At 66.2% G+C, this 22,491-nt stretch carries 19 protein-coding genes and 1 tRNA gene; 7 read left to right on the top strand and 13 right to left on the bottom strand.

The window, feature by feature from the left end; all coding sequences use genetic code 11:
* Nucleotides 1–79: 79 nt before the first annotated feature.
* The 4 genes from FOE78_RS05805 to FOE78_RS05790 all read right to left on the bottom strand — a co-directional run bounded on the left by FOE78_RS05805 (nucleotide 80) and on the right by FOE78_RS05790 (nucleotide 4,327).
* Nucleotides 80–2,374: an immune inhibitor A domain-containing protein gene (locus FOE78_RS05805; protein ID WP_168207404.1), complete on the bottom strand. Its 2,295-nt coding sequence runs from the start codon at nucleotides 2,372–2,374 to the stop codon at nucleotides 80–82.
* A 345-nt stretch (nucleotides 2,375–2,719) separates the two neighbouring features.
* Nucleotides 2,720–3,112, bottom strand: a complete 393-nt coding sequence (rplL, locus tag FOE78_RS05800) for a 50S ribosomal protein L7/L12 (protein WP_143985453.1) — start codon at nucleotides 3,110–3,112, stop codon at nucleotides 2,720–2,722.
* 15 nt (nucleotides 3,113–3,127) lie between these two features.
* Nucleotides 3,128–3,754 carry a 50S ribosomal protein L10 gene (gene rplJ, locus FOE78_RS05795; protein WP_143985452.1) on the bottom strand — a complete coding sequence of 209 codons (627 nt, stop codon included), beginning with the start codon at nucleotides 3,752–3,754 and terminating at the stop codon, nucleotides 3,128–3,130.
* Nucleotides 3,755–3,940: 186 nt separating this feature from the next.
* Nucleotides 3,941–4,327 (bottom strand): hypothetical protein, encoded by a 387-nt coding sequence (locus FOE78_RS05790; protein WP_143985451.1) that lies wholly within the window; start codon nucleotides 4,325–4,327, stop codon nucleotides 3,941–3,943.
* A gap of 359 nt (nucleotides 4,328–4,686) precedes the next feature.
* Here FOE78_RS05790 and FOE78_RS05785 point away from each other — a divergent pair, with 359 nt between their 5' ends.
* From FOE78_RS05785 to FOE78_RS05760, 6 genes are all read left to right on the top strand, one after another.
* Nucleotides 4,687–5,760 carry a C40 family peptidase gene (locus tag FOE78_RS05785; protein ID WP_168207403.1) on the top strand — a complete coding sequence of 358 codons (1,074 nt, stop codon included), beginning with the start codon at nucleotides 4,687–4,689 and terminating at the stop codon, nucleotides 5,758–5,760.
* A gap of 189 nt (nucleotides 5,761–5,949) precedes the next feature.
* A complete protein-coding gene (locus FOE78_RS05780; RefSeq protein WP_143985449.1) occupies nucleotides 5,950–6,456 on the top strand; it encodes a GNAT family N-acetyltransferase in 507 nt (168 codons plus the stop codon).
* Nucleotides 6,457–6,583: 127 nt separating this feature from the next.
* Nucleotides 6,584–8,287, top strand: coding sequence for a peptide ABC transporter substrate-binding protein (locus FOE78_RS05775; RefSeq protein ID WP_168207402.1), 1,704 nt, complete (start codon nucleotides 6,584–6,586; stop codon nucleotides 8,285–8,287).
* 42 nt (nucleotides 8,288–8,329) lie between these two features.
* Entirely contained in the window at nucleotides 8,330–9,334 is a 1,005-nt protein-coding gene (locus tag FOE78_RS05770; RefSeq protein ID WP_143985447.1) for an ABC transporter permease, read from the top strand.
* Nucleotides 9,327–10,265 (top strand): ABC transporter permease, encoded by a 939-nt coding sequence (locus tag FOE78_RS05765; protein ID WP_143985446.1) that lies wholly within the window; start codon nucleotides 9,327–9,329, stop codon nucleotides 10,263–10,265. Before FOE78_RS05770 ends, FOE78_RS05765 begins: the two co-directional genes overlap by 8 nt.
* A 13-nt stretch (nucleotides 10,266–10,278) precedes the next feature.
* On the top strand, nucleotides 10,279–11,289 hold the full coding sequence (locus FOE78_RS05760; RefSeq protein ID WP_323125713.1) for an ABC transporter ATP-binding protein: 1,011 nt from the start codon (nucleotides 10,279–10,281) through the stop codon (nucleotides 11,287–11,289).
* A gap of 92 nt (nucleotides 11,290–11,381) precedes the next feature.
* Here the strand turns inward: FOE78_RS05760 and FOE78_RS05755 are convergent, their stop codons facing one another.
* The 8 genes from FOE78_RS05755 to FOE78_RS05720 form a co-directional block, all read right to left on the bottom strand.
* On the bottom strand, nucleotides 11,382–12,212 hold the full coding sequence (locus FOE78_RS05755) for a lysozyme (protein WP_143985444.1): 831 nt from the start codon (nucleotides 12,210–12,212) through the stop codon (nucleotides 11,382–11,384).
* A gap of 160 nt (nucleotides 12,213–12,372) precedes the next feature.
* Entirely contained in the window at nucleotides 12,373–13,065 is a 693-nt protein-coding gene (gene rplA, locus FOE78_RS05750; RefSeq protein ID WP_143985443.1) for a 50S ribosomal protein L1, read from the bottom strand.
* Between the two features lie 122 nt (nucleotides 13,066–13,187).
* The gene (rplK, locus tag FOE78_RS05745) at nucleotides 13,188–13,616 is read right to left on the bottom strand and encodes a 50S ribosomal protein L11 (protein ID WP_143985442.1); all 429 of its coding nucleotides are present in this window, start codon (nucleotides 13,614–13,616) and stop codon (nucleotides 13,188–13,190) included.
* 95 nt (nucleotides 13,617–13,711) lie between these two features.
* Nucleotides 13,712–14,719, bottom strand: coding sequence for a transcription termination/antitermination protein NusG (nusG, locus tag FOE78_RS05740; RefSeq protein WP_323125712.1), 1,008 nt, complete (start codon nucleotides 14,717–14,719; stop codon nucleotides 13,712–13,714).
* Nucleotides 14,719–15,279, bottom strand: coding sequence for a preprotein translocase subunit SecE (secE, locus tag FOE78_RS24070; RefSeq protein ID WP_228266069.1), 561 nt, complete (start codon nucleotides 15,277–15,279; stop codon nucleotides 14,719–14,721). Before secE ends, nusG begins: the two co-directional genes overlap by 1 nt.
* Before the next feature lie 126 nt (nucleotides 15,280–15,405).
* Nucleotides 15,406–15,478 (bottom strand) — tRNA-Trp (locus FOE78_RS05730).
* 756 nt (nucleotides 15,479–16,234) lie between these two features.
* The gene (locus FOE78_RS05725; RefSeq protein ID WP_210414839.1) at nucleotides 16,235–17,494 is read right to left on the bottom strand and encodes an MFS transporter; all 1,260 of its coding nucleotides are present in this window, start codon (nucleotides 17,492–17,494) and stop codon (nucleotides 16,235–16,237) included.
* Between the two features lie 156 nt (nucleotides 17,495–17,650).
* The gene (locus tag FOE78_RS05720) at nucleotides 17,651–18,937 is read right to left on the bottom strand and encodes a PLP-dependent aminotransferase family protein (RefSeq protein WP_143985441.1); all 1,287 of its coding nucleotides are present in this window, start codon (nucleotides 18,935–18,937) and stop codon (nucleotides 17,651–17,653) included.
* Nucleotides 18,938–19,082: 145 nt separating this feature from the next.
* On the opposite strand from FOE78_RS05720, the gene FOE78_RS05715 reads away from it, so the two are divergent.
* Nucleotides 19,083–20,636, top strand: a complete 1,554-nt coding sequence (locus tag FOE78_RS05715) for a long-chain-fatty-acid--CoA ligase (protein WP_143985440.1) — start codon at nucleotides 19,083–19,085, stop codon at nucleotides 20,634–20,636.
* A 48-nt stretch (nucleotides 20,637–20,684) separates the two neighbouring features.
* On the opposite strand, the gene treZ is transcribed toward FOE78_RS05715, so the two are convergent.
* Nucleotides 20,685–22,484: a malto-oligosyltrehalose trehalohydrolase gene (gene treZ / locus FOE78_RS05710; protein ID WP_143985439.1), complete on the bottom strand. Its 1,800-nt coding sequence runs from the start codon at nucleotides 22,482–22,484 to the stop codon at nucleotides 20,685–20,687.
* Nucleotides 22,485–22,491: the final 7 nt, after the last annotated feature.

Here is a 22,491-nt window from a genome sequence, read left to right as displayed (position 1 = left end):
CGGTCGCCCGGTGATCATGACTCGTGTCCGATCACCGGGCGACCAAGATCAAGTTCCGTCCCGAGTCGGTCCCGTCGTGTCAGAAGACCTGTCGGCGATGGGAGCTGGGAAGTTGCTTGGCCAGCACCGACGGGTCCGAACTCGTGGCGGTCTGACCGCCGCCGCCGGCCTGGGTGACGCCGTTGATCTTGAGCGTGTACGCCGCGTACTTGGTGGCGGTCTCGGTCGGGTCGTCGGCGGTGACGATGAACCCGATCCGGTCGACCTTCTTGAACACCTTCTGGGCATGGCCCTTGTTGAGCTTGGCGGTGCCGTCCTTGCCGACCTTCAGGTCGGCGTAGGCGACCGTCTTGCCGTCCAGGCTCCAACCCACCACCTGCAGACTCCAGCCGGCCACCGGGATCGGTGAGATCTCAGTTGCCGAGCGGGCCCCGTCGGTGTTGCTGCCGTCGGTGATCACGGTGTTGCCGATCTTGACGTCACGGATCCACCAGCCGCTCGGATCGTCGTTGTTGCCGTTGCTGGCCGCATCGGTCAAGTAGCGGAACGACAACTTCACGTCCTTGCCGGCATAGCCGCTCAGGTCGTAGCTCTGCGGCACGTAGCCGTCTGACAGTCCGGTCAGGCCGGGAAGTTGATCAACGATCCTGCCTTCGGCGGCCGGATCATGATCACTGGTGGTGTCGGTGCCGGGAAGGGTCCGGTAGGTCTTGCCGCCGTCGGTGGAGACCTGAACGACCCCGAAGTCCCAGTCCTGTTCGATGTTGTACTTGGTGGAGATGGTCAGCGTCCGGGCTCCGGCCGGCACCTTCACGTCGTACACGGCGGTGTTGTCCAGCTCATTGCCGACACCGCTGTAGAGCGCGTTGTCGTCAACCGTCCAGGCCAGCGGGTCCGGTTGATAGGTCGTGGCGCCGGAGAAGTTGATCTTGCCGACGGTACGGCCGTTGACCGGGCGATCGGCGATGCCGAGGACGAAGTCGCCACCGTTGGTGGGCGCGCCGGGCGAGTCGTACGAGCCGGTCCAGGACCAGTCGATCGCCGAACTCAGTTGATCAGCGGTGAAGCGCGCCTTTTGATCTTTGGTCAGACCCTTGGCACCGTCGTCGACCAGCCGGTCCAAGGCCATCTGGGCCAGGAAGTCGTGCAGCACATCGGTTGTGGTCAGCCCCGGAGCATGATCATCAAGGTAGGCCTGAAGCGAGGACAAGCCCTGCTTGTCACTGGTGTGCAGATACTGGATCGCCTGGCGTCCGAACTGATTCTCCAAGTACGTGACGAACGCGTAGGCGGCACCGTAGTCGGACAGCACCGACGGCGAACCTTGATCTTCCCAACGGGTCAAGGAATTCTCCGCACCGCAGTACGGGAACGAGTCCGAGCCGAGGAAGCCCTGATAGCAGGTGAGATGGCTGTCGGCGCCCTTGACCCCGTACGGCAGCGTGGTGTCGACGTAGCCGACCAAGGTCTGGGCGTAGTCGGAGAGTCCCTCGTTCAGCCAGGTGCTTTCCGCGCCGTCCTGGTAATACTCCAGCAGGTGCTGGTATTCGTGGGCGAAGGTCCCCTCGTAGCTGTGCGGGCGCGCTGCCTGCTTGGCCGAGCAGAGTCCGCCCGGCGTCTCGTCCGGCGGGTTGGCGCCGGTGCGGTGCAGCCAGTCGTAGGAGTCGATCGTCATCACGTTGCGATCGAAGGCCTCGTTGAAGGTCGGCGAGAAGAAGCCGGCGATGTAGGTGGCGCCGTCCGGGCTGGTCGGGTCGTAGTAATTGGCGTCGCGGACGTTGCTGATCAAGGCGATCGTCTTGTTGCCGTCACCGACGTAGTAGTTGGGATCGCCGCCGCCGAGCAGATCCCACAGCGGGGCACCGAAACCGATGTCTTCCTGCTGGCTGCCGTCGCGAGCCGGCGCGGTGGAGAAGAATTGCGACTGGATCGGCAATATGTTGTTGTCGAACTCGTCGGCCAGATACCGCGCCTGGGCCGAGGTGACCACATTGCGTACGCCGTCGTTGCGACAATCGCCGGTCGGGTAGTTGAGATTCTTCTGCACCCACACCTCGATGTTGTTGCCCAGCGCGGTGAGCACGAAGGTGGCAGCCGAGTAGCCGCCCTTCTCGTCGTCGAGGATCATCCAGGTCTTCTCGCCGCCGACGGGGATGCCGCCGGTGCCGGCGTCTGCGGCAGTGGATTGCTTCTTCATCCGCGAACCCGTTGCGGGCGCACTGTCGGCGAACTTGTCTCGTTCGGCCTTGCTCAGGCTGACTGTGCTCTGCTTGCGCAGCTTCGGCCCGATGTCGATGGTGTCGGCGGCCGGGCGGCTGTTGGCGCTCTTCTTCGGCAGCGGATCCGCGCCGGCGGTGTTCGACGTCGCGGCCATCCCCGCGACAGCCAGGCTGACAGCGGCAGCGACGGCGGCAAGTTTTGCGGCTCGGTTCCCATTTCGGTGAGCCCCATTCCGGCGGTGAGATCGCAAGGGTCCTGGTGACATCGGCGCACTCCCCTGTGCTTCGACCCTGACCGGCATCGCGGTTCGACGGCCGGCGGGCGCCGTACGGGACGGCTGGCACCGGAGTCTTGCGGTCGCGCCGAGCCGGTGTCAAGAGATCCTTGTGTCCCCGATGTTTTGCTTGGATCGTGCGACGTGAGCCGGGCATGCAACAGGGGCGGGCCCGGATCGGGCCCGCCCCTGTCGGCGAGATGTCAGACGCTCAGTGAGCAGTGCTCACTTGACGGTGACGGTGGCGCCGGCGGCCTCGAGGGCCTCCTTCGCCTTGTTCGCGGCGTCCTTGTCGACCTTCTCCAGGACCGGCTTCGGCGCGCCCTCGACCAGATCCTTGGCCTCCTTCAGGCCGAGCGAGGTGAGGGTACGCACCTCCTTGATGACCTGGATCTTCTTGTCGCCGGCGGACTCGAGGATCACGTCGACCTCATCGGAGCCCTCCTCCTCGGCGGCAGCGCCGTCACCGCTGGAAGCGGCCGGAGCGGTGGCAACCGCAACCGGAGCGGCGGCGGTGACCTCGAAGGTGTCCTCGAACTGCTTGACGAACTCGCTGAGCTCGATCAGCGTCATCTCCTTGAAAGCGTCAAGGAGCTCTTCGGTGCTGAGCTTCGCCATGGTGGCGTTCCTTCCTTACTTCTCTTCTTGCGCAGCGTCGGCTGCAGGGGTGTTGTCATCCGCAGCAGGTGCTGCATCAGCTTCGGTTGCTTCTGGTGCCGATCCGGCTCCGGCGATAACGGACGGATCCTCCTGCGCCTTCGCCTCCAGGGCACCCAGCACGCGGGCGGCCTGAGACAGCGGAGCCTGGAACAGCGAAGCAGCGTTGCCGAGGGTGCCCTTCATGGCACCGGCCAGCTTCGCCAGCAGCGTCTCCCGAGACTCGAGATCAGCCAGCTTCGTCACCTCGGCGGCGCTGATCACCTTGCCCTCGAGCACGCCGCCCTTGATCACCAGAAGCGGATTCGCCTTGGCGAAGTCCCTGAGTCCCTTCGCGACGTTGACCGGGTCACCGTCGATGAAGGCGATCGCGGTCGGGCCGACGAGCTGCTCGTCGATGCCCTCGATGCCCGCTTCCCGGGCTGCGATCTGGGTCAGGGTGTTCTTCGTCACGGCGTAGCTGGCGTCCTCACCAAGCGAGCGACGCAGATTGCGCAGCTCGGAGACGGTGAGACCGCGGTACTCGGTGAGCACGGCGCCCTGGGAGCTGGTGAACTTCTCCTTCAGCTCCGAGACGGCTGCCACCTTGTCCGGCTTCGCCATGGGTCTCCCTTCCACTTCTTTGCATTACCCCGCCGACCAATCGCCGGGGAATCGTCAGCCCGACGGTGTGGCGCAGGAACGAAGCGGAATCGGAAGTTCGTACGAGCTCCAGAAACCAAGAAACCCCGGTGCGCAGGCGCCCGGGGCTGACCATGATCATCCGCCCGGACGCGTCCGAGGCATCGATCAAGAAATGTCGTACCAGTTAACCTGCGCGGGTCGCTCCACCAGGGAGCTCTTCGGATCTGCGATCGACCAGCGGTCTTCGGCAGCGACCAGCGTACGGGATCGGCCGATCGGGTCCAAATCCTGCGCAGCGCGGCACGTCCGATCCTGCTTTGTACGGAAGTCGACCACACGCCAGAACTGGGCGCCCAGCCCGGGCACCGGCGGATCGAAGCCGTCCACGCAGCGCGTATGGCCGCTCAGGTTACGGAACGACGCCACCAGCTCGAAACGGCGGTGTCGAACGTCAGGGCCGTCGATGGCGGGCCGCGGCAGCAGCGACTTCCGGCGGAAAGCGGCTACCGCAGACCGATCGCGAACCGAACCCCAACCACGGCCGGAATACATCCGGGCCGAGCCGGTAGCTTCGCGCTCAATTCCGACAACGGGTGGAAAACGGCCGTGCGCGGCCGCTCGCCGGTGACGTGATCGTGACCTAACGCTCCCAACCCCCGTACGACCCCGATCACCGCCCCTGAGAATGCCCGGGTTCCGGCGAGTGAAGGCACTGGGTTCCCCTCAGGTCGTTCAGGTCAGCTCAGGGTCGCCTTTGGAGCTGATCAGGAATCCGTGTGCTCGCTTGGCAACCGTTTGCTCAGGAAGGTCACGGGAAGATAACGTCCCGGCCGTGGCTCGGCGTCGGGATGCCGGACCGCCACCGCGAAGGGCCCCTTACCCGCGGTGCAATCTATCGAGGGGAGCAGTCCATGCGCGCAACCGGCCAGTTGCCGGCGGCGCGGCGCGCGGACATCAGTGCGTCGAAGCCATCGTCGAAGAACATCCGACCCCGCCGGGCACTGGGTCCGGTACCTGAGCCGCAATCGGCGGCCAGCAAGCTCGGACGGGCATCGGTCGGCGTTGCCGCCAGCGCCGCCCTGGTCGGCGGACTCGCGTTCGCCACCGCCAGCCCGGCCGCCGCTGCCGGAGCCTGCAATCCGAGCGGATCAGCGGCCAAGATCACCAAGGGCGACCGGGGCAAGCAGGTCCGGGCCGCCGAATGCCTGCTGGAACGGGCCGGCTTCCACGCCGCCACGGTGAACGGCCAGTTCAGCAACGCCGATCGCAGCGCGACCAAGGCGTTCCAGTCCTCCCGCGGCCTGAAGGCCAGCGGCAACGTGAACAAGAAGACCTGGGTGGCGCTGATCTCCCAGGGCACCCGGGTCAAGCTGGTCGAGGGCTCCAACGGCACCTCCGTGGTCCGGCTGCAGAAGGCGCTGAGCGCGTACGGCAAGAACGTCGACGCGACCGGCCACTACGGCAAGATCACCGCCAGCCGGGTCAAGGCGATCCAGGCCAAGTACGGCTGGAAGCGGACCGGCATCGCCGGCAAGGGCGTCTGGTCCTTCCTGCAGCACGGTGGCCAGTGGTCCAAGCCGAAGCACCACAGCTCACCGAAGCCGCAGGTCAAGGCGGCCCATCTGACCTCGTCCTCGTCCAAGGGTCTGAAAGCCCTGGCGTACGCGAAGAAGCAGCTCGGCGATCCGTACGTCTACGGCGCCAACGGTCCGGGCTCGTTCGACTGCTCGGGTCTGACCCAGGCAGCGTGGCGGGCGGCCGGCGTCAAGCTCCCGCACAACACCAACGCGCAGTACCGCGCGGAGCGGAAGGTCTCCAAGTCGTCGCTGAAGAAGGGCGATCTGGTGTTCTTCTATAGCGGCCGCAGCCACGTCGGCATCTACGCCGGCAACGGCAAGGTCATCCACGCGCCCCGGCCCGGCCAGTCCGTGCAGTACATCAAGATGAAGTACATGCCGTACAACGGTGCCGTTCGGCCCGCATGATGCACCACCATCCGATCCACCACTGAAACCCCCCGAAACGCTGGGCCCCGAGCAGACATGCTCGGGGCCCAGCTGTCTCTCTGCCTGGGATTCGCCACCTTGCCGCGGAATGGATTCCCGCAGGTTCGCCGCGATCGGCGGTGGCGTTCCCGATAGCCTGACCCGCATGCTGATCCGGGAGTTGAGTCGATGGTCATCCGCGGGGCGGGGCCAGTGGTGATCCGCGAGGCGCGGGAAGATGATCTTGACGACATCGTCGCGTTGATCAAGGACCTTGCCACCTACGAGAAGGCGCCGGACGCGGTTCGGGCGACGGCCGACGGGCTGCGTACGGCCCTGTTCTGCGAGCACCCGAAGGTGTTCTGCCTGATGGCCGAGACCGATGATCATCAGGTGGCCGGCTTCGCCCTCTACTTTTACAACTTCTCCACCTGGGAGGGCGTTCACGGGCTCTACCTGGAGGACCTCTTCGTCCGGCCGCAGTTTCGCGGACAGGGATTCGGCGGCGCACTGCTGAAGCGGCTGGCCCGGATCGCCTGCGACAACGGCTTCGCCCGGATGGAGTGGGTGGTGTTGAACTGGAACGCGCCGGCGATCGCCGTGTACGACCGGGTCGGTGGCGAACCGCTGGACGAATGGACCACCTACCGGCTGACCGGGCGGGCGCTGACCGACTTCGCCGATCGCGGCCGATGACGCGGCCCGATAACCCGACAAGAACTTCCTGATCGGGCTACGGTGAGGTAACAAATCTGCGGCCTGCCCCACCGGGGGCGCGGACCGTGCAAGATTTTGTGCCGAGATGCATCGCAGAAGGGGAGCCATGGTGCCCAGAAGTCTGGCCCTGCGGGGTTTGCCGGCCGTCTCCGCGGCCAAGAAGCTGATGGCCGTCGGGGCCGTCGTAGCTCTGCTCAGCACGGCCGCCTGCACGTCCGGCGGCGGCAGCGACAACAACAACGACAACGCCGGCGGTGGTGGCGGGACCAAGACCGTTCACCTCGCGCTCGGCCAGGACGTCGACTCGATGCTGCCGATGGACGCCCACGTCGGCGACAACATCGGCGTGCTCTCGGTGGTCTTCGACGCGCTGGTCCGTTACGACGCGAAGACCGGCAAGCCGTACAACTACGTCGCCGACAAGATCGACACCACCGACAACAAAGTGTGGACGATCAAGATCAAGCCCGGGCTGAAATTCCAGAACGGTGATCCGGTGGACGCGGCGTCCTTCGCCCGCGCCTGGAACTACGCCGCCTACGGGCCGCACGCGATGTACAACAACTACTTCTTCGATCGGATCGCCGGCTACGACGAGATGCAGGGCGAGTACACCGAGGACGACGACGGCAAGGTCACGGTCACCAAGAAGCCCAAGGCGACCGAGCTGTCCGGGCTGAAGGTGGTCGACGACACCACCCTGCAGGTCACCCTGACCAGCCCGTTCGCCGGCTTCTCCACCATGCTCGGCTACACCGGCTTCTACCCGGTCACCCAGTCCTGCATCGACGACATCAAGGCCTGTGCCAAGAAGCCGATCGGCAACGGCCCGTTCAAGATCGACAGCTGGGATCAGGGTGTCCAGCTGACCGCGAGCAAGTGGAAGGGCTACTCGCTGAAGGAAACGCCCAACTACGACAAGATCGTCTGGAAGGAGTACGCGGGTTCGTCCTCCTGGCCGGATTTCGAGGCCGGCGATCTTGATCTTGGTGCGCCGCCGCCGGACCAGTGGCAGGCCGCCAACAACGATCCCGACCTCACCTCCCGCAAGGTGGAGCGGCAGACCGCCGACCTGACCTACCTCGGATTCCCGCTGTACAAGAAGAACGAGCCCTGGGACAACATCGAATTCCGCAAGGCGATCTCGATGGCGATCGATCGGCAGAAGATCATCGACACCGTAATCCCTGGCCAATCGGTGCCGGCCACCAGCTGGGTGCCGGTCGGCATCCCCGGCGGCCGTGACAACGTCTGCCAGTGGTGCAAGTACGACCCGCAGGCGGCCAAGGCTGCGTTGGCGAAGGCCGGCGGCTGGCCCCAGGGCAAGGTGCTGAACATCTACCTGGGCAAGGACGAGACCTCGGAGGCCTACTTCAAGGCGATCGGTGATCAGATCAGCCTGAACCTGGGCATCAAGTACAAGCTGATCCCCAGCACCGACTTCTTCTCGCTGCGCAGTGCCCGCAAGTTCGACGGCGCCTACCGCAACAACTGGTTCCCGGACTACCCGTTGAACGAGAACTTCCTCGGCCCGGTCTACTCCAGCGACGATCCGAAGAACGGCAACACCGAGTTCGGCTACTACGACGCCGCCTTCGAGAAGGCGCTCAAGGACGGCGACGCCGCACCCGACATCGACAGCGCGGTGACCGATTACGAGAAGGCCGAGGACATCCTGGCCAAGGACTTCCCGACCATTCCGTTGGACTTCTCCAAGTCGGTGACGTTCTACAGCGATCGGGTGGACAACATCGTCATCGACCCGTTCAGCGGCGCAACCCGGCTGCGGGAGCTGAAGTACGTTGGCTGACGACTCACCGGCGACGGCTCAGTTGATCTTGGCTGACTGACCTTGGTCTCCTATGTCATCCGCCGGGTGCTGCTCGGTCTGCTCACCGTGTTCCTGGTGCTGTTTCTGCTGCACCTGCTGACCACACTGGCGATCCAGCTGAACGGCAACCCGGCGCTCGCATTCTTCGGCGATCGGGTGCCATCGCCGGGGCAGTTGCATGCGGTCGAGGTGCGGTACGGGCTGGACGATCCCTGCTACGGCCGCCCCGGCGACCCGTGTCTGCGGCCGTTCGTCCACCGGCTCGGTGAATACCTGCACGGCGACTTCGGTACGGACTTCCGGGACCGCCCGATCACCGAACTCGTCGCGCAGGCCGCGCCGAACACGCTGCGGCTGTTCGTGATCGTCACCATCACCTGGTTCTTCGCCGGCATGCTGCTCGGCTCGGTGGCCGCCCGGTTCCGCGGCAAGCCGGCCGATCACTCGATCCGGCTGACGTCGATCCTGATCGACGCCTTCCCGGTGTTCGTGATGTTGGTGGTCTACCGCTACATCTTCACGGTGCCGCTGACCACCTGGGCCCGAAACACGTTCGGACCGGACTCGATCCCGGCGCTGCTGTTCAAACCGTCCTTCGATCAAGATCATCCGTGGCTGACCTTGATCGTCCCGGGAGTGCTGCTCGGGCTGGCCGGCTGTGCCGGCTTCATCCGGCTGGTGCGGGCGGCGCAGTTGGAGAACTACAACGCCGATCACGTTCGGACGGCCCGGTCCAAGGGCTTGGGCAACACATACGTGACCGGCTTCCACATCGTCCGCAACTCTTCCATCCCGGTCGTCACCGCGCTCGGTTTCGTCTTCGCCGACGCGCTGGCCGGCGCGGTGATCACCGAGGGCGTGATGAACATCCGCGGCATGGGCAACCTGCTCTGGCAGGCGGTGGAGAAGAGCGACGTCTCGACCGTGATCGGAGTGACCACGATCCTGTCGGTGGTGATCATCGGCGTGATGCTGCTGGTCGATCTCGCCTACGCCGCCCTCGATCCGAGGATCCGCTATGAGTGACGCGACGCAAGCCGCGACGATCGACCTCGACGTCGAGGCCAACCTGTCCGAGGGCCATGGCATGTGGTCCGGGGTGCTGCGGCAGATGCTGCGGCGGCCGGACGTGATCATCGGTTTGGTGATCACGCTGTTCTTCATCTTCGTGGCCGCGTTCCCGCAGGCGATCACCAGTGTCAGCCCGCAGCACTGCGACATCTCGGTGGCGAAGCTGCATCCGCAGGGTTTCGGCCATCCGCACCCGTTCGGCACCGACGTGTCCGGCTGCGACGTACTGGCCCAGCTGGCGCACGGCGCCCGGCCGTCCCTGCTGCTCGCCTTCACCGTGGTGGCCGCCTCGTTGTTGATCGGCGTCTTCCTCGGCGTCGTCTCCGGCTTCTACCTCGGCTGGGTCGACGTCGCGGTGTCCCGGCTGCTCGAGGTGTTCCTGGTGATCCCGCTGCTGCTGGCGGCACTGCTGCTGCTGACGCTGTTCCGCAACATCGACGTCGGCGACGGCGCCTTCGCCACCATCATCCAGCCGGCGATCGTGCTCACCGCGTTCGGCTGGATGGGCTACACCCGCTACGTCCGGGCCGCGGTGCTGGAGGCGAAGAACCTGGACTACGTGCAGGCCGCCCGGGCGCTGGGAGCCCGGGACCGCCGGCTGATGTTCAGCCACATCCTGCCGAACGCGATCGCGCCGGTGACCGCGCTGGTGCCGACCGCGATCGCCGGCATCATCTCGGCCGAGGCGGTGCTGGCGTTCCTGGGCATCGGGGTCCGGCCGCCGGCGATCAGCTGGGGCATCATGATCTCCAACGGCGCCCCGTGGTTCACCGGCGGATACCCGTACCTGTTGCTGTTTCCGCTCGGCTGCCTGCTGCTGACCGTACTGTCCCTGGTGGTGATCGGCGACAACCTGCGCGACGCCCTCGACCCCAAGCTCAAGTGAGCAGGTGATGATCATGACCCAGACGGCCGTCTCGACCGCATCCCGCGACGCCGAGCACGAACCGCTGCTGGAGGTCGACGACCTGAAGGTCGAATTCCGGGTCGGGCACGGGGTGGTGTCGGCGGTCAACGGCGTCTCGTTCACGCTGGAGAAGGGCCGAACGTTGGCGGTCGTCGGCGAGTCCGGCAGCGGCAAGAGCGTCACCGCGCAGGCGATCATGCGGCTGCTGCAGACCCCGCCCGCCCGGGTCACCGGCGGCCGGATTCTCTTCCAGGGCAGGGATCTGCTGCAGCTGTCCGAGTCGGCGCACCGGGCCGTCTGCGGCGAGCACATCGCGATCGTGTTCCAGGACGCGCTGGCCGCGCTAAACCCGGTCTACAGCATCGGCTTCCAGCTCAGCGAGGCGTTGCGCCGGCGGCGGCATCTGAGTCGATCACGGGCGCGGGCTCGTGCGATCGAGCTGCTGCAGTTGGTCGAGGTGCCGAACGCGAGCCAGCGGGTGAAGGACTATCCGCATCAGTTCTCCGGCGGCATGCGTCAGCGCGTGATGATCGCGATGGCGCTGGCGTTGGAACCCGAGGTGCTGATCGCCGACGAGCCGACCACCGCCCTGGACGTCACCGTGCAGGCCCAGATCATGCGGCTGCTCGGCGAGATCCAGGCCGAGCGGGAGATGGGGATGATCTTGATCACCCACGATCTCGGCGTGGTGGCCGAGGTCGCCGACGAGGTGAACGTGATGTACGCCGGTCGGGTGGTCGAGCAGGCCCCGGTCGAGCAGATCTTCGCCCGGCCGGGTCACCCGTACACCCAGGCGCTGCTGCGGTCGATCCCCCGGCTGGACCGCAAGGGTCACCAGCTGGATGCGATCAGCGGCCGGCCGCCGGAGCTGACCCGGATCCCGGCCGGCTGCCCGTTCCACCCGCGCTGCGACCGGGCCGAAGACATCTGCCGCAGCGACCCGGCGCCGGCGCTGCGTGAACTGGCCGGCGGCCGGTCGGCGGCCTGTCAGTTCGCCGAGTAGCAGGAAACCTTGATGAGATTCGTCTACGCGTCGACCCGAATGCGGCCGAAAAGTCGAATTACGGGCAACGCGTAGACAAATGTGGTCGCCGGTCAGTCGTGGTTCGCGGCGAACGTCCTCAGCTGAGTCGTGGTGCCGTTGAAGACGTTCTGATCGATCGGTGAGCTGCTGTACTGCCAAACCGTGTAGTAGGCCCAGTTGTACGGAAGGGTACCGACGGTGCTGGCGTAGCGGGCGACCCAGAGCGCGTTGGTGCTGCTGAAGGAACTGTTCACGCACTTGCTCCACCAGCTGGTGGAGGTGTAGATCGCCGGGTACTTGTTCCAGCGCTTCTTGTAGTAGTTGCTGAAGTCGGCGATCCAGGTCCGCATCTGGGCCTTGGTCTTGCCGTAACACGTCGCGCCGTACGGGTTGTATTCCAGATCCACCACGCCGGGCAGGGTCTTGCCGTCGGCGGACCAACCGCCGCCGTGATCGGAGAAGTACTTGGCCTGGGTGGCGCCGCTGGACTTGTCCGGCAGCGCGAAGTGGTAGGCGCCGCGGATGAAGCCCTTCTTGTACGAGCCGCCGTACTGCGAGGTGAAGTACGGGTTGGTGTAGTTCGTGCCCTCGGTCGCCTTCACCCAGGCGAACCGCTTGCCGGCGTTCCACTGCGCGGTCCAGTCGACGGTGCCCTGCCAACTGCTGACGTCGATGCCGCGAACCGAACTGGCGGCGGCCATCGGCCGGGCGACGGCCCGCGTCGCGGCACCGGAACCCTCGTGCTTGCGGATCTGCGATCCCATCGCATGATCAGCTCCGGCCGAGCCGTTCGGCCGGTTGGGGGCCGCCGCGCTGATGGCAGCCGGGGCGATCAGGGTCATCATCAACGCGGCGGCGCCGGCTGTGAGCCAGCGCCGCGTCGTACGGCCAGCGTGCTGCATGCGAATCTCCCGTGAACAGTGACGATTGGGCAATTCCGACGCACTGCGATCCCTGGCCGCAACCTATCGTCATCGCCGCGTTGTGACCAGTCCCGCAGGCACGCAAAAGGGGCCCTTCGCTCGCGCGGTACGCAAGCAAAGGGCCCCTCGTGGTTACCGATCAGGCCTTGGTGTCGCTCGGGTCGACCTGGATGCCCGGGCCCATCGTGGTGGACACGGTGATCTTCTTGATGTAGCGGCCCTTGGAGCTGCTCGGCTTGAGCCGCAGCACCTCGTCCAGCGCGGCGAAGTAGTTCTGGTTCAGCTGCTCATCGCTGAACGACGCCTTGCCGATGATGAAGTGCAGGTTGGAGTGCCGGTCGACCCGGAACTCGATCTTGCCGCCCTTGATGTCGGACACGGCCTTGGCCACGTCCATGGTGACGGTGCCGGTCTTCGGGTTCGGCATCAGGCCACGCGGACCGAGCACCCGGCCGAGCCGGCCGACCTTGCCCATCAGATCCGGGGTGGCGACGACCGCGTCGAAGTCCAGGTAGCCGCCGGCCACCTTCTCGATCAGCTCGTCGGAGCCAACCTCGTCGGCACCCGCCGCCTCGGCCTGGGCGGCCCGGTCCCCGGTGGCGAAGACGAGGACCCTTGCCGTCTTGCCGGTTCCGTTGGGGAGATTCACGGTGCCGCGGACCATCTGGTCCGCCTTCCGCGGGTCGACACCCAGACGCATGGCCACATCGACGGTCTCGTCGAACTTGGCCGAGCTGTTCTGCTTGGCCAGGGTGAGCGCCTCGGCCGGGGTGTACAGCTGCTCAGGATTGCGCTTCTCGGCGGCTGCTGCGTAGTTCTTGCTGCGCTTCATGGCTAGTTACCTCTCAACTAGTTCTGGTACGGGCGGCGCGACGCCCTCCCAGATCAATTGCAGGGGGGACGACCCCCTGACCCTCCGATACGCCGGTTGCGTAAGCGGGGTCAGCTTCTTTGTCAGCCTTCGACCTTGACGCCCATCGAACGGGCGGTGCCGGCGACGATCTTCATCGCACCCTCGACGTCGTTGGCGTTCAGATCGGGGAGCTTGGTCGTGGCGATCTCACGCACCTGATCGGCGGTGATCTTGCCGACGGTCTCCAGCGCGTTGCCGGAACCCTTCTGCAGACCGGCGGCCTTCTTGATCAACTCGGCGGCCGGCGGGGTCTTGGTGACGAACGTGAAGCTGCGGTCCTCGTAGATGGTGATCTCGACCGGAATCACGTTGCCACGCTGGGATTCCGTCGCGGCGTTGTACGCCTTGCAGAATTCCATGATGTTGACGCCGTGCGGACCGAGCGCGGTACCGACCGGCGGGGCGGGGGTCGCGGCGCCCGCTTGCAGGGCAACCTTGACCAGCGCCGCAACCTTCTTCTTGGCGGGCATAACTGTGGGTCCTTACTTGCTGTTGCCGGAAGTTCCGGCGCTTCTTTTCCAACCCGTACGACGTGGGTGTCGGACGGGAAATCTGTGGGACTGGACTAGACCTTCTGGATCTGGGAGAAGGTCAGGTCGACCGGGGTCTCCCGGCCGAGGATCTCGACCAGGGCCTTCAGCCGCTGCGCGTTGGCGTTGATCTCGGTGATCGTGGCGTGCACGCCGGCGAACGGACCGTCGATCACCATCACCGAATCGCCCTCGACGTAGTCGGCGACCTCGACCTTCTTCTTCTTGGCGGTCGGCGCGGCCTTGTTGGCGTTCGCGGCGGCGACCACGGCCGGAGCGAGCATCTTCTCCACCTCGTCCAGGCCGAGCGGCACCGGATTGTTGGAGTGGCCGACGAAGCCGGTCACCGATGGGGTGTGCCGGACGGTCGACCAGGACTCGTCGGTCAGGTCCATCCGGACCAGCACGTAGCCGGGCAGGGTGGTCCGCTTGATCTGCTTGCGCTGACCGTTGCGGATCTCGGTGACTTCCTCGGTGGGGACCACGATCTCGTGGATGTAGTCCTCCATGTTCAGCGAGGTGACCCGGTTCTCCAGGTTCTGCTTGACTCGGTTCTCCATCCCTGAGTACGTGTGCACCACGTACCACTCGCCGATTTTGGCCCGCAGCTCGGCACGGAACTCCTCCAACACCAGCTCGTCGGCCGCGTCGGCGTCCTGCTCGTCCAGCTCGGCCTGCTCGTCGGCCTGCTCTTCTGCTTCGGTCTTGAAGTCGAGGTTGATGCCGCTGTCGGCCTCCTCGGTCTCGGCGCCGAAGTCGAGGTTGATGTCGAAGTCGTCAGAGCCGGACTTCCCGTCGCCGGAGTCGTCGCGGCCGAAGCTCTGCTGACCGAGATCTACCTCGAAGTCCTGCTCCTGGTCCTGCGACTGGGTGCTTTCCGTCGACTCCTCACCCTCGGGCAGCAGCCCTTCAGGCTCAGAGTTCGGGGGAAAGTTCTCTGCCACGTCGTTATCTCCATTGCTCTGTCGGCCGCCGAGGTCCTCGGCGTTGTCTCCTGGCCCAGACTCGTTTGGCCCAGACTCGTTCGGCACGTACTCGCTCATCAGCCGAATATCTTCAGCATCAGCCAGCCGAAGCCGTAGTCCAGACCGGTCACGATTCCGATCACGATCAGCACGAACACGAGCACGACCACGAAGTAGTTGGCCAGCTGGTTGCCGGTCGGATAGACGACCTTCTTCAGCTCGCTGATCGAGCCTCGTACGAAACTGGCCGGCGTGGTGCGCTTCGGCTTGTCCGCCGCCGACTTCTGCTTCGGTGTCGCGTGGTCCTTCTTGCGGCCGCCGGTCTTGGTCGCCGATCCGGACGCGGAGTCCTCGCCGCCGGACCGCCGCTTCCGGGCGCCGACGCCGACCAGCTCCCGCTCGCCCTCTCGGTCGTCCTCGCCGTCGGAGTCCGGAGCGTCGTCGCGCTCATCGGACGCGTCGTACTCCAGTTCGGACGGGTCGTCGAGCTCAGGCGAGTCGGGGCTGCCAGCTGACTGCGGGCTGCCAGCTGACTGCGGGCTCACCGGGCTGGACCCGTCGGACCGAGCGGATCGGGCAGCAGCCGATTCGGACGCGTCCTTGTCGGACGCCGAATCGGTGTCTTTCTCGTCTGCCACTTCGTGGATCCTCCGGGTCGATGCGTTGGCTAGCAGGCCTTGTCGGGAGAGCCGGGCCACCCCGGACCGGCCAGTCAGCGGACCGCACCAGCCTGCCGGGCCCCTTCTCTCCCGATAGATGCAGCGCAGGGCATGAGGGACTCGAACCCACAACCTTCGGTTTTGGAGACCGATGCTCTACCAATTGAGCTAATGCCCTTCGACGGCTCTGCCACCGCGCTCGATGCGCCCTCAGATGGGCGCGACCGACCATGGTGAAGCCACCAAGAGGATGAGTGTACGCAACCGGACGCCCAGATGCGAACTCGCCCGAAACCCTACCGGCCGGGAGGCCCGCTTCACCACTTCGCTGCACGCAGGGGCGCGGCCGCTCGGCTCGGGCGGACCAGGATTCCAGGAGGCTCGGCACCCATACCGGCCCCGGAATCGCCGCAACCTCCTCCAATCCCGCCAGCGGCGAACCCGCTGTCCCGCTATCCCAGGTGGCGCCGGCGCAACGTCGGAGGACGAGGATCCCAGGAGGTTCGGCACCCATACCGGTCCCAGAATCGACGCAACCTCCTTGGATCTTGAAGAGTGGCCGCACCCCCACCTCCGCTCGCCACAGAGCGTGGCGGCGCAAGATCCCCTCGCGCACCCGAAGTCGCCCCGAGGACGGCCGCGCGGAAATTCGACCGCCGCACCCGAAGTCGTCCGCCACGGAAGGCGCCGCGCGCAGAATCTTCTCCTGCACCCGATATCGCCCGGCCCGGAAGACAGCCGCGCGCAGAATCTTCTCCTGCACCCGATATCGCCCGGCCCGGAAGACAGCCGCGCGCAGAATCCGCTCCCGCGCCCCAATATCGCCCGGCCCGGAGACAGCCGCGCGCAGAATCTGCTCCCGCACCCGATGTATCGCGAGCGCCGGTCGTTTTCGGGAGCGGGAGTGGCTGCAACCCGGGATTTCAACTACATATCAGGTGGCGCTGGTTGCGGGGCGGTCGTCGCCGGAGTCGGCGTGGGCGATGCTCCCGAGTTGCTTCCAGACCAGGGCCAGGGTGATGCCGGCGCCGAAGAAGGCGAACCAGAACGGCGCGACCAAACCCCAGTGCTGGGCGATCACGCCGCCGATCGCCTGGCCGACGATCAGACCTCCGTACACGCACATCATGTAGGCAGCGCTCACCCGGCCATGGTAGCGCTGCGGTACCGCACGCTGCCGGACCGTGTTCGAGACCGTGCCCCAGATGAAGGCGTACGCGCCGAACTCGACCATCACCGCGATCGCCAGCCAGCCGGTGGTGACCAGGGCGAGCGCCAGATGGGTCAGCACCTCCAGCAGCAGGCAGACCCGCATGATGGTGGCCAACTTGAAGCGGCGCTCGATGCTGCCGTACAGGCCGGTGCCGATCAGCCCGCCGACCGCCGAGCCGGTGGTGAGCAGGCCGAAGCCGGTCTCACTCATGCCGAGGTGGTCGCGCGACCACAGCACCAGCACCGACCAGGCGGCCGCCCAGGTCACGTTGAAGACCAAGATCACCAACGCCAACGTACGGACCGCGGCGTGCTGCCAGATCCAGCGCAGCCCCTCGACGACGTCCCGGCGGACGTGGGTACGAGCTACCGGGTCGGCGGACGATGCCTGGGAGGTGGCGATCCGCGACACCAACAGCACGGCCAGCAGCACACAGAGCACCTGGACCAGGAACGGCCAGGCCATCCCGGCCGCGAACAGGAAGGCGCCGACCGGTGGGCCGACGAGTTGGTTGCAGGTCAGGAAGCCGGCCTGCAGCCGCTGGTTCCCGGTGCCGAGGTCGCGCCGGTCGACCATCATCGGCAGCAGCGTCGAGGTGGTGGTGTCGGCGAACACCTCGGCCACCCCGTACAGGGTCATGGTGATCATGACCACGCCGATGTTCACGTGCCCGGTCACGATCGTCACGCACAGCACCGCGACCACTCCGGCGCGCAGGGTGTCGGCGATCATCACCACCTTGCGGCGATCGAGCCGATCGGCCAGCGCACCGGCCCACAGCCCGAAGATCAGCCATGGCAGCTTCTGCATCAGGCCCGCCAGCGCGACGATGAAGGCGGAGTTCGTCTGCGAGGCCACCAGCAACGGTCCGGCCGCCAGCGCGATCCCGTCGCCGATGTTGCTGGTCCAGGACGATGCGAGCAACCAGCGGAAGCTCCGACCCATCCGCGCCGGGACGATCCGGTCCACCAGTGTGCTCACAAGCAGAGCAGCCTAGACCGAGACCGCCCAGGATGCCCGGGGGATTACGAGCTCCCCGACCGCACCCTCCGCAGCCGCACCAGTTGCAGCCAGCCGCACCAGCTGCAGCCGGTGCGGCTGGCGCTAAGTGGTGCGGCTGTGGACGGGAGCGGCGGACTACTGGGCGAGGCGGCGGGTGACGGCGGCGAGAAGGACGCAGGTGGCGAGGCCGTCGATGGCGGTCCTGACCTGGGCCAGTGGCGGGAAGGTCGGGGCGATCCGGATGTTCTTGTCGGCCGGGTCCTTGCCGTAGGGGTAGGCCGAGCCGGCCGGGGTGAGGGCGATGCCGGCTTCCTTGGCCAACCGGACGACCTCGGCCGCGGTGTGCTCGGCGACATCGAGACTGATGAAGTAGCCGCCCTGCGGTTCGGTCCAGCGAGCCACCTCGTACGAACCGAGCCGATCGGCCAGGATCTCTTCCACAGCAGCGAATTTGGGCTCGATGATCGCGCGATGCCTGCGCATCAACGCGCGTACGCCGTCGGCGTCCTTCAGGAAGAGCGCGTGCCGCAGCTGATTGATCTTGTCCGGCCCGATGGTCCGCTTGGACAGATTGGCCAGATACCAGTCGATGATCGTCTTCGAACCGCCGAAGAACGACACCCCGGCGCCGGCGAAGGTGATCTTGGAACTGGAGGCGTAGACGAACACCCGATCCGGATGCCGGGCCTCGGCGGCCAGCCCGAGGACGTCGACGGGCTTGATCTCGTCGTCGGTCAGGTGATGCACCGCGTACGCGTTGTCCCACAGGATGGTGAAGTCGTCGGCCGCGGTCGGCATCGACACCAGCTCACGCGTGACCTCGCTGCTGTAAACCGCACCGTTCGGGTTGGCGTAGGTCGGCACCACCCAGATCGCCTTGATCAGCGGGTCCTCGGCCGCCAACTTCTTGATCGTGTCCAGGTCCGGGCCGTCGACGTCGAGGTCGACCGGGATCAGCTCGAAGCCGAGCGCCTCGCTGAGCATGAAGTGCCGGTCGTAGCCGGGGGTCGGGCAGAGCACCTTGATCGTCTCGCCGCGAGCCTGCAGTCGAGCCCACGGCGCCCCACCCGGCCGGCCGTGCAGCAGCGCGAAGGTCAGGCTGTCGTGCATGATCGACAGGCTGGAGTTGTCGGCAGCGATCAACTGATCGGCCGGGATGCCGAGCAGGTCACCGAAGATCTGCCGAATCTCCTGCAGGCCTTGCAATCCGCCGTAGTTGCGGACGTCGACACCGGCCGCATCGACGGTGTGATCGGGGCCGGGCAGGCCGAGCAGCTCGTTCGACAGGTCGAGCTGTTCGGCCGAGGGCTTGCCGCGCGTGAGGTCGAGCTTCAGCCCGGCCGGCTTGAGTTCCTCGTAGCGGGTGGTCAGTTCCTCGTGCAGCGCGGACAGTTCTGCCGGCGACAGGTCGGCCAGGCTCATGGTGGTGTCAGCCCTCGATTCGGGTGGTAGCGGTGCGATGGGGCCGCGGTGCCCGAGCGCCGAGTCTATCGGCCCGGTCACCGACAGTCTGAGCAGATTCCGTCGTTGCCCTGACAACCACAGGTACGCCGATTACAGTCCTGCCATGGCAGGCAACGAAGCCCCGGTACGAGCCGACGAGTCGGCCGCCGGCATCCCCGACACCGCAGGCGAATCCGCGAACCTGGCCCAGTGGTTGCGCCGGTGGGCGGCCGAGACTCCCGACGCCCCAGCGATCCGACAGGGCGCGCTGACCCTCAGCTATCGAGCCCTGGACGATGCCGCCGGCCGGGCGGCGAGTCTGTTGACGTCGCACGGCGTCGGCCCCGGTGATCACGTCTCGTTGATCATGCCGAACGTCGCCTACTTCCCGATCGTCTACTACGCGATCCTGCGCCTGGGCGCGATCGTGGTGCCGAGCAATCCGCTGCTCAAGGCCGGGGAGATCTCCTATATCTGGCAGGACTCCGACTGCCGGGTGGCGGTGGTGCTGAATCTGTTCGCGCCGGATGCGGAACTGGCCGCCAAGGACACCGGCACCGATGTGATCACCGTGGTGCCGGGCGAATTCGATCAACTGCTGGCCGGTCAGGAACCTGACACCAGCGTGGCCGAACGGTCAGCGGACGACACCGCGGTGATCTTGTACACCTCCGGCACCACCGGTCGGCCCAAGGGCGCCGAGCTGACCCACGCCAACATCGGCAGCAATGTCGCCACCATGGTCGAGACGTTGTCCCACACCGGGCCGGGCGACGTCGTCTTCGGCGGACTGCCGCTCTTCCACTCCTTCGGCCAGACCTGCGCGATGAACTCCGCCGTGTACGCCGGTGCCGCGTTGGCCCTGCTGCCGAGGTTCGATGCCGAACAAGCGCTGGAGATCGTCCAGGACGACAAGGTGACCGTGTTCCTCGGCGTGCCGACGATGTACATGGCGCTGCTGGCGGTCAAGGATCCGCAGCGCTTCGACACCTCGGCACTGCGTCAGTGTTGCTCGGGCGGATCGTCGATGCCGGTCGAGGTGTTGCACGGAATCGAGAAGACCTTCCAGGTAACGGTTCTGGAGGGGTACGGGCTGTCCGAGACCGCTCCGGTGGCGACCTTCAACCATCCCGATCGCCCCAGCAAGCCCGGCTCGGTCGGCACCCCGATCCGCGGCGTCGAGGCCAAGGTGGTCGGCCCCGATGATCAAGAGGTGCCGGTCGGCGAGATCGGCGAGATCGTGATCCGCGGCGAGAACATCATGAAAGGCTACCTGAACAATCCCACCGCCACCCAGGAAGCGATGCGGGGCGGCTGGTTCCACAGTGGTGATCTTGGTCGGATGGACTCCGACGGCTACTTCTTCATCGTGGACCGGGTCAAGGACATGATCGTCCGCAACGCGTTCAACGTGTATCCACGGGAGATCGAAGAACTCCTCTACACCCATCCGGCGGTCGCCGAAGCCGCAGTGGTCGGCGTGCCGGATGCCGTGCACGGCGAGGAGATCGCGGCGTTGATCACGTTGAAGGAGGGCGAGGCCGTCACCGAGGACGAGTTGCGGGAGTGGACCAAGGAGCGGATCGCGGCCTACAAGTATCCGCGGATCATCCGGTTCGGCGAGATCCCCAAGGGCCCGACCGGCAAGATGCTGAAGCGGGAGATCAAGATCGGTTGATCGAGATCAACGGGCCGGCTGGTGTCCGGCGTGTGACGACTGGCTGGATCAGCACGGCCGTCGGACCACCGCAGCTGCGTAGCGGCCCAGCGTGACCCCGTCGTCATGGCCGACGGCGCCGCTCTCGAACAGCACCGATTCGGTCCGCTCGTCGAGGTGCACCGTACGATCGCTGAAGTTGATCATCACCGAGATCGGGCCGCGGCGTAGCACCAGCCAGCCGGCGTCGTCGTCGCTGTCGACCGATATGTGGGCGAACCTCGGGTCGGTCAGCTCCGGCACCGTACGCCTGAGCTTGATCAACTTCCGGTAGTCGGCCAGTAGCTCGGCATGCTCATCGCGGGTCGGCTCGGTCCAGTCCAGCTTGGAACGCCGGAAAGTCTGCGGATCCTGCGGATCGGGCACCTGGCTGGTGTCCCAATCCATCTTGGCGAACTCCTCCAGCCGTCCTTCGGCGACGATCCTGCCGAGCTCCGGCTCGGGGTGACTGGTGAAGAACTGGAACGGGGTCCGGGTCCCCCACTCCTCGCCCATGAAGATCATCGGCGTGAACGGTCCGAGCACGGTCAGCACGGCGGCCGGACGCAGCTGATCGAAGTCGATCTTGGTCGACAGCCGTTCACCGGCGGCCCGGTTGCCGATTTGATCATGGTTGTCCGAACAGACGACCAACTGCCATCCAGCGGTCGTCGCGGCATCGATCGGCCGGCCGTGGCTGCGTCCGCGGAAGCTGGAATAGCTGCCGTCGTGGAAGAAACCGCGCCGGAGCACCTTGGCCAGGGCACCGTCGGCTGCGAAGTCGGAGTAGTAGCCGCTGCTGTCGCCGGTCAGCCGGACATAGAGCGCGTGGTGGAAGTCGTCGCTCCACTGCCCCGCCAGCCCGTAGCCGCCGGCCGCAGGTGCAGTGATCAACTTCGGGTCATTGAGGTCGGACTCGGCGATCAGGGTGAGCGGCCGACCGAGCTGAGCGCTGAGCGTGTCGGTCTCGATCGCCAGCTCCTCCAGCAGCTTCTGGGCGCGAGAATCCATCAGCGCGTGCACGGCGTCCAGCCGCAGCCCGTCGACGTGGTAGTCCCGTAGCCACGTCAGCGCGTTGTCGATGATGAACCGGCGCACCTCGTCCGAGCCGGGTCCGTCGAGGTTGATCAAGTCGCCCCAGGTGCTGCGTCCGGTGGTCAGGTAGGGGCCGAAGCGGGGCAGGTAGTTGCCGCTGGGTCCGAGATGGTTGTAGACGACGTCCTGGATCACGGCCAGGCCACGTTGATGGCAGGCGTCGACGAACTCCTGGTACGCGGCCGGGCCACCGTAGCTCTCCTGCACCGCATACCAGTCGACGCCGTCGTAGCCCCAGTTGTGATCACCGTTGAAGGCGTTGACCGGCATCAGCTCGACGAAATCGATGCCGAGCTCGACCAGATGATCAAGGTGGTCGATCGCCGAGCGCAGGGTGCCGTCGGGGCTGAAGGTGCCGAGGTGCAGCTCGTAGATCACACCGCCGGCGAGCTGCCGGCCGGTCCACTGTTGATCTTGCCAACCGAAACCGGCCGGATCGTAACTGCGCGACCGCTCGTGCACACCGTTGGGCTGGCGGCGTGATCGCGGATCCGGCAGCGGCGTCGGGTCGTCATCCAACAAGAAGGCGTAGTCGAAGTCGCCGTGCTGCAGATCCTCCGGCAACGGCGCGGCGGGACGCCACCAGTCACCGGGCTCCTTGATCAACTCGATCCGGTGGTCACCGGCGAGCGCGGTGATCTTGGCCGGGTTGGGTGCCCACACGCTGAGCAACTCGCGCAGTTGATCTTGAGTGCGCCGGGGTTGCGATGCCGGCCCGTCTTGCTCCGGATGCATGGAACGA

It is taken from the genome of Microlunatus elymi (assembly GCF_007362775.1).
Classification (GTDB): domain Bacteria; phylum Actinomycetota; class Actinomycetes; order Propionibacteriales; family Propionibacteriaceae; genus Microlunatus; species Microlunatus elymi.
This window is presented reverse-complemented; position numbering and strand designations above follow the sequence as displayed.

Coding starts and splice junctions, on each gene's coding strand:
- FOE78_RS05805 (WP_168207404.1), bottom strand. CDS start 2,374: ATGGCCGCGACGTCGAACACCGCCGGCGCGGATCCGCTGCCGAAGAAG.
- rplL (WP_143985453.1), bottom strand. CDS start 3,112: ATGGCGAAGCTCAGCACCGAAGAGCTCCTTGACGCTTTCAAGGAGATG.
- rplJ (WP_143985452.1), bottom strand. CDS start 3,754: ATGGCGAAGCCGGACAAGGTGGCAGCCGTCTCGGAGCTGAAGGAGAAG.
- FOE78_RS05790 (WP_143985451.1), bottom strand. CDS start 4,327: ATGTATTCCGGCCGTGGTTGGGGTTCGGTTCGCGATCGGTCTGCGGTA.
- FOE78_RS05785 (WP_168207403.1), top strand. CDS start 4,687: ATGCGCGCAACCGGCCAGTTGCCGGCGGCGCGGCGCGCGGACATCAGT.
- FOE78_RS05780 (WP_143985449.1), top strand. CDS start 5,950: ATGGTCATCCGCGGGGCGGGGCCAGTGGTGATCCGCGAGGCGCGGGAA.
- FOE78_RS05775 (WP_168207402.1), top strand. CDS start 6,584: ATGGTGCCCAGAAGTCTGGCCCTGCGGGGTTTGCCGGCCGTCTCCGCG.
- FOE78_RS05765 (WP_143985446.1), top strand. CDS start 9,327: ATGAGTGACGCGACGCAAGCCGCGACGATCGACCTCGACGTCGAGGCC.
- FOE78_RS05760 (WP_323125713.1), top strand. CDS start 10,279: ATGACCCAGACGGCCGTCTCGACCGCATCCCGCGACGCCGAGCACGAA.
- FOE78_RS05755 (WP_143985444.1), bottom strand. CDS start 12,212: ATGCAGCACGCTGGCCGTACGACGCGGCGCTGGCTCACAGCCGGCGCC.
- rplA (WP_143985443.1), bottom strand. CDS start 13,065: ATGAAGCGCAGCAAGAACTACGCAGCAGCCGCCGAGAAGCGCAATCCT.
- rplK (WP_143985442.1), bottom strand. CDS start 13,616: ATGCCCGCCAAGAAGAAGGTTGCGGCGCTGGTCAAGGTTGCCCTGCAA.
- nusG (WP_323125712.1), bottom strand. CDS start 14,719: ATGAGCGAGTACGTGCCGAACGAGTCTGGGCCAAACGAGTCTGGGCCA.
- FOE78_RS05720 (WP_143985441.1), bottom strand. CDS start 18,937: ATGAGCCTGGCCGACCTGTCGCCGGCAGAACTGTCCGCGCTGCACGAG.
- FOE78_RS05715 (WP_143985440.1), top strand. CDS start 19,083: ATGGCAGGCAACGAAGCCCCGGTACGAGCCGACGAGTCGGCCGCCGGC.
- treZ (WP_143985439.1), bottom strand. CDS start 22,484: ATGCATCCGGAGCAAGACGGGCCGGCATCGCAACCCCGGCGCACTCAA.